General features: G+C 71.6%; 6 protein-coding genes. 5 read left to right on the top strand and 1 reads right to left on the bottom strand.

Features of this window, described 5'->3' with window-relative positions; all coding sequences use genetic code 11:
* The 4 genes from AC1DY2_RS17010 to AC1DY2_RS16995 all read left to right on the top strand — a co-directional run.
* A partial coding sequence (locus AC1DY2_RS17010) for a GntR family transcriptional regulator (RefSeq protein ID WP_476763488.1) occupies positions 1-521 on the top strand: 521 nt, incomplete at its 5' end.
* Positions 522-566: 45 nt separating this feature from the next.
* Positions 567-1,589 (top strand): 1-aminocyclopropane-1-carboxylate deaminase, encoded by a 1,023-nt coding sequence (locus AC1DY2_RS17005; RefSeq protein ID WP_476763487.1) that lies wholly within the window; start codon positions 567-569, stop codon positions 1,587-1,589.
* A 340-nt stretch (positions 1,590-1,929) separates the two neighbouring features.
* Complete coding sequence (locus tag AC1DY2_RS17000) at positions 1,930-2,250, top strand: hypothetical protein (protein WP_476763486.1); 321 nt, start codon at positions 1,930-1,932, stop codon at positions 2,248-2,250.
* A 16-nt stretch (positions 2,251-2,266) separates the two neighbouring features.
* A complete protein-coding gene (locus AC1DY2_RS16995) occupies positions 2,267-2,548 on the top strand; it encodes a DUF1905 domain-containing protein (RefSeq protein WP_476763485.1) in 282 nt (93 codons plus the stop codon).
* Here AC1DY2_RS16995 and AC1DY2_RS16990 read toward each other — a convergent pair.
* Complete coding sequence (locus tag AC1DY2_RS16990; protein WP_476763484.1) at positions 2,545-3,339, bottom strand: bestrophin-like domain; 795 nt, start codon at positions 3,337-3,339, stop codon at positions 2,545-2,547. The genes AC1DY2_RS16995 and AC1DY2_RS16990 overlap by 4 nt on opposite strands.
* 146 nt (positions 3,340-3,485) lie before the next feature.
* Here AC1DY2_RS16990 and AC1DY2_RS16985 point away from each other — a divergent pair.
* A partial coding sequence (locus tag AC1DY2_RS16985) for an SDR family NAD(P)-dependent oxidoreductase (protein WP_476763483.1) occupies positions 3,486-3,767 on the top strand: 282 nt, incomplete at its 3' end.

The raw sequence follows: 3,767 nt of genomic DNA, 5'->3' as shown, positions 1-3,767 counted from the left end.
AGATCGCGGGGCTGGTGCACACCCGGCGGGCCAAGCAGACCGTCGTCGCTCCGCTCGACACGCGCGCGGCGCTCGCAGCGCAGCGCATCGCGGCCGCCCTGCACGAGCTCGCGGTCCGCGACGCGGTTCCGCAGCTCATCGACGCCGACCTCGACGCCATGCGCGCCGCGAACGACCGATTCGCCGCGGCGCTCGACGCCGACGACGTGGAGGCCGCGATCTCCGCCGACGACGACTTCCACGGCGTCGCCGTGCGCGCCAGCGCGAATCCCCTGCTGCCGGGCCTGCTCGAACAGGTCACGCCGCTCCTGCGACGGCTCGAGCGCGCACGGTTCAGCTCGCTCGCCGGGCGGGGCTCCGTCGCCGACCACGCCCGCATCATCGAGCTCTGCGCCGACGGCCGTGCCGACGAGGCCGGTGCCGCCGCCCGCGAGAACTGGTCGACCCTCGGCCGGCTTCTGCACCTCGACGACGGCGAGCCGGCCGTCGACACCGCCACCGACGGGCACGCGTCCGCGTAGCGGCATCCGTCACCCGTCTCAGACCACCCCCACCAGAGGAGCACCATGGCACTCGCCGACTTCCCACGCCACCCGCTGACGTTCGGGCCGAGCCCGGTGCATCCGGTGAACCGCCTGAGCGACCACCTCGGCGGCGCGCGCATCTGGATGAAGCGCGAGGACGTGAACAGCGGCCTCGCCTTCGGCGGCAACAAGACCCGCAAGCTCGAGTACCTCGTGCCCGACGCGCTCGCGAAGGGCGCCGACACCCTCGTGTCGATCGGCGGCGTCCAGTCGAACCACACGCGGCAGGTCGCCGCGGTCGCCGCGCACCTCGGCATGCAGGCGGTGCTCGTCCAGGAGCACTGGGTCGACTGGCCGGATGCCGTCAACGATCGGGTCGGCAACATCCTGCTGTCGCGGCTCATGGGCGCCGACGTGCGGCTCTCCCCCGCCGGGTTCGGGATCGGCTTCAAGGACTCGTGGCGGCAGGCGATCGCCGACGTCGAGGAGCGCGGCGGCACGCCGTACGCGATCCCGGCCGGGGCATCCGATCACCGGCTCGGCGGGCTCGGCTTCGCGAACTGGGCGCACGAGGTGGCCGCGCAGGAGCGCGAGCTCGGCGTGTTCTTCGACACGATCGTGGTGTGCTCGGTCACCGGATCGACGCACGCCGGCATGATCGCCGGCTTCGCCGACCTGGAGCACAACTTCGGCGGACCGCAGCGGCGCGTCATCGGCATCGACGCCTCGGCGAAGATCGACGAGACCCGCGACCAGGTCGCCCGCATCGCGCGCAACACCGCCGCGCTCATCGAGCTCGGGCGCGAGCTGCGCGACGACGAGATCACCGTGCTCGAGGGGTGGGCGGGCGACCTCTACGGGGTGCCGGTGGAGTCCACCGACGAGGCGATGCGGCTCACGGGCCGCCTCGAGGGCGTCATTCTCGACCCGGTCTACGAGGGCAAGTCGATGGCCGGGCTCATTGACCTCGTGACGAGCGGCGAGATCCCCCGCGACTCGAACGTGCTCTACGCGCACCTCGGCGGCCAGCCCGCGATCAACGCCTACAGCGGCCGCTACCACTGAGCCGAGCGGATGCCGCGGGCCGAGCGGATGCCGCGGGTCGACCGCCGCGCGCGAGCTCGCCGAGATGACGCAAATCGACCTTCGCGCGCGTCGGAAGGTCGATTCGCGTCATCTCGACACGCCGGAGGCGAGCGGATGCCGGGCAGCGAGCGCACACCGGGGCGAGCGGCTGCAGGCGGGTGCGCTTCCCCACGTCAGGACGAGATCTGCGGGTCCAACGCGAGCCGCACCCGCACATCGTGTCCTCACGAGTAGCGGATGCCGCACGGTAGGCGGATGCGGCGACGGGGAACGGATGCCGCGGGCGGTGCGTGTCGGCGGGGCGCCGTATCGTCGAGGCATGGATGACCGCGCGCGCGGGCGCGAGCGGCTCGCCGAGGCGGCGGGCGACCTCGTCGCGCGGCCCGACGTGGGCGTCGGCCGCATGTTCGGCTCCGAGGGCTACTCGGTGCGCGGCAAGCTGTTCGCGTTCGTGGCGAGCGACGGGCGCCTAGTCGTGAAGCTGCCGTCCGAGCGCATCCACGACCTCGCGCTCGACCACATGATCATGCGCGGCAGCCCGATGCGGGAGTGGGCGGCCGTGCCGTTCGATGCCGGCGCCGAGCGCTGGCGCGAGCTCGCCGAGGAGGCGTGGGCCTTCGTGGGTTCGATCACGGCGTGACCTCACGATGACGGGCATGCACCTGGCGTTCACCGGCGACGTGTGGTTCTGGCGCGGCCCGGCTCCGTGGCACTTCGTGACCGTGCCCGCCGACGAGTGCGACGCGATCGCGGCGATCGCCCCGGCGGTGACCTATGGCTGGGGCATGGTCCCCGCCACCGTGCGCATCGGCGGCAGCGAGTGGGCCACGTCGCTCTGGCCGAAGGACGGCGGCTACATCGTGCCGGTGAAGGCGTGGGTGCGCGAGGCGGAGCGCCTGGAGGTGGGCGACGCCGTCGACGTGCGGCTGACGGTCTAGTCGGGATTGTCGATGATCTGCTCGAGCACCCGCTCGTAGGCGCCCGGGCCGACCGAGATCGCTCCCTCATAGGGGTGGTCCATGTCGGCGGTCACGTAGATCACGAGGCCGATGAACAGGGCGAGAAGTCCTGCCATCAGCAGGTGGAGCCGGGCGCTCCGCACGGCGATGAAGGCGATGAGCACCGCGTTCACCGCGGCGCCCACCCAGATCACGAGCCAGAACAGTGGCGGCAGCGCCAGGGCGGTGGCGTCGATGCGAGCACGACGCGACTCGATGAACGTGTCGAACGTGGCGAGCACCTGGTTGAACTCGGCCTGCTCGTCGCCGGGTTGCGCCTCGATCTGGTGGAGTCGCGCCTCGAACTCGTCGACCTCGCCGTCGCTCGCGTCGGGGAGGAGGCCCGCCTCCTGTTGCGGAAAGTCGATCTCGATGACCGCGTGCATGTAATCGTCGAGCGACTGCCGCATGGGCTCACCGTCTTCGGCGGGCAGTCCCTGAGTGGCGCGGTAGAGGGCCCCGACGTCGCCGGCCTCCTCGATCGTGGCCTGCCGGGTGTAGGCGAAGTTCTCGTAGACCGAGACGGCGACGAGCGCGAGCAGGATGCCGAAGAACACCCCGAAGGTGCCGATCACGTGGGCGAGCGCGCGGTCCCACTCCTTCGTGTCGTCGACGAACCGGTGCACGACCGGGCGGAGGCCCACGACGATGAGGCACGACACGAGCACGAACCCACCGACGAACAGCGGCAGCGTGATCCACACGTTGCTGCCGTAGAACCAGTTCAACATCGGCGCCCCTCCCCCGAGGTGCGGAACTGCGGATGCCGGACGAGGTGGTCCGATCGACGTTCAGCCTAGGGATTCGGGGCGTCTCGCGCATCGAATCGACGCGATCAGCGGATGCCGCGTGCGCGCGTTCGACCTACGATGACCCCATGGCCGAGCCGAAGCCAGTCCACGTGGTGACCGGAGCCGCCGGCGGGATCGGCCGGCGGATCGCCGAGGTCCTCACCGACGAGGGCGCGGCGGTGGTCGTGGTCGACGTGCGTCCGGCGGAGTGGCTCGACGCGGCATCCTGCGCCTCCGTCGTGGGCGACGCGGGCGATCCCGAGGTGCTCGAGCAGGCGCTCGACCGCGCGCGATCGTTCGGCGAGCTGCGTGGCTGGGTGAACAACGCCGCGGTGTTCCACGACGCGTGGCTGCACGAAGCCGGCGGC

This window comes from Agromyces sp. P1_H4 (assembly GCF_056405255.1).
This window is presented reverse-complemented; position numbering and strand designations above follow the sequence as displayed.

What these genes read in the sequence shown, in the direction of transcription:
- AC1DY2_RS16990 (WP_476763484.1), bottom strand. Translation starts at nt 3,339, where the DNA reads ATGTTGAACTGGTTCTACGGCAGCAACGTGTGGATCACGCTGCCGCTG.
- AC1DY2_RS17000 (WP_476763486.1), top strand. Translation starts at nt 1,930, where the DNA reads ATGGATGACCGCGCGCGCGGGCGCGAGCGGCTCGCCGAGGCGGCGGGC.
- AC1DY2_RS16995 (WP_476763485.1), top strand. Translation starts at nt 2,267, where the DNA reads ATGCACCTGGCGTTCACCGGCGACGTGTGGTTCTGGCGCGGCCCGGCT.
- AC1DY2_RS17005 (WP_476763487.1), top strand. Translation starts at nt 567, where the DNA reads ATGGCACTCGCCGACTTCCCACGCCACCCGCTGACGTTCGGGCCGAGC.